The sequence below is a fragment of the Roseobacter sp. MH60115 genome (assembly GCF_015644665.1).
Lineage (GTDB): Bacteria > Pseudomonadota > Alphaproteobacteria > Rhodobacterales > Rhodobacteraceae > Roseobacter.
In genome coordinates, this window is record NZ_JADOBQ010000018.1 from 1 (window position 1) to 1193 (window position 1193).

A 1193-nucleotide genomic window follows, 5' to 3' on the forward strand; every position below is an offset into this window, starting at 1 on the left:
GGAAGATCAAGCGGCCTGCGCTGGTGACGACCTTTGAGGATTTGCCGCGCTGTGTCGTTGGTATGGAAGCCTGTATGAGCGCTCACTTCGTGAGCCAGACCCTGCGCGAACTGGGATTTGAGCCGCGCATCATTCCGGCGATCTATGTGAAGCCGTTCAACAAGGGCCAGAAGAACGACTACAACGCTGCCGAGGCCATTGCGGAAGCAGCGTTGCGTCCCAATCTCAAGACGGTTTCTGAGAAGGCGCAGGAACAACTCGACCTGCAAGCTCTGCATCGTATCCGGTCTCGCCTCGTGTCACGGCGAACTGCAACGATGAACCAGATTCGGGCCTTTCTGCTCGAGCGCGGCATCACCGTCCGCAAAAGCATTGCCGCCCTTCGCAGCTCACTCGACGCCATTCTAAACAACCGAAGCGATGAACTGTCACTGCGGATGCGAAAGCTCATTCTGGGTCTTCAGCAAGACTGGGTCTGGTTGGACAAGCGGATCGACATGACGACAGCAGAGATCAAGGACCTCAGCACTTCCGAAGAGAGCTGCCGCCGCCTCATGACCATTCCTGGGATTGGGCCGTTGATATCGACAGCAGTTGTCGCCGCTATCGGGAAAGGTGAAGCCTATGACAGGGGACGGGACTTCGCGGCTTGGCTCGGTTTGGTGCCACGTCAAAATAGCACGGGTGGGAGGACCATTCTTGGCCGCATAACGAAGCGCGGCAGCAAATACTTACGCACGCTTTTTGTCCAAGCCGCGCAGGTGATCATGATGCGGCCGCAGAACTGGCATAAGTTCAGCTTTGGCCCTTGGCTGGAAGCTGCCGCAACTCGAATGCAACACAACAAGCTTGGTGTCGCGCTCGCCAACAAACTGGCCAGGATCGCATGGAGTGTGCTGCGATCAGGAACCGACTTTGACAGGAGGGGCCAAGAGACTCCGGATGCGATCTGAGAACCCGCAACTGGCAAAGAAGTTCGTAAACCTCACATGCATGGAACGGAACAATGCCGCTCCCAAAGTCTGGGAGCCCAAATGGCCATCATCGGTCCGGTAGGTAATAAGACAACGGCGCGGGCGTATTCCCAACGGGGCCACGGCAATAAAGCAAGCCGATCGAAAGGCCGGATACATATCAGCGACTTCCAGAGGATATGCATCACAGGCATTGCGAACAGCAGCCGGTACATACAT

Annotated in this window: 1 protein-coding gene; it reads left to right on the forward strand. The window is 56.6% G+C overall.

All coding sequences use genetic code 11. The features are described 5' to 3' along the window. The coding region (locus ISX84_RS23075) for an IS110 family transposase (protein WP_195822781.1) at positions 1-953 on the forward strand (953 nt) is incomplete at its 5' end. Positions 954-1193 lie beyond the last annotated feature (240 nt).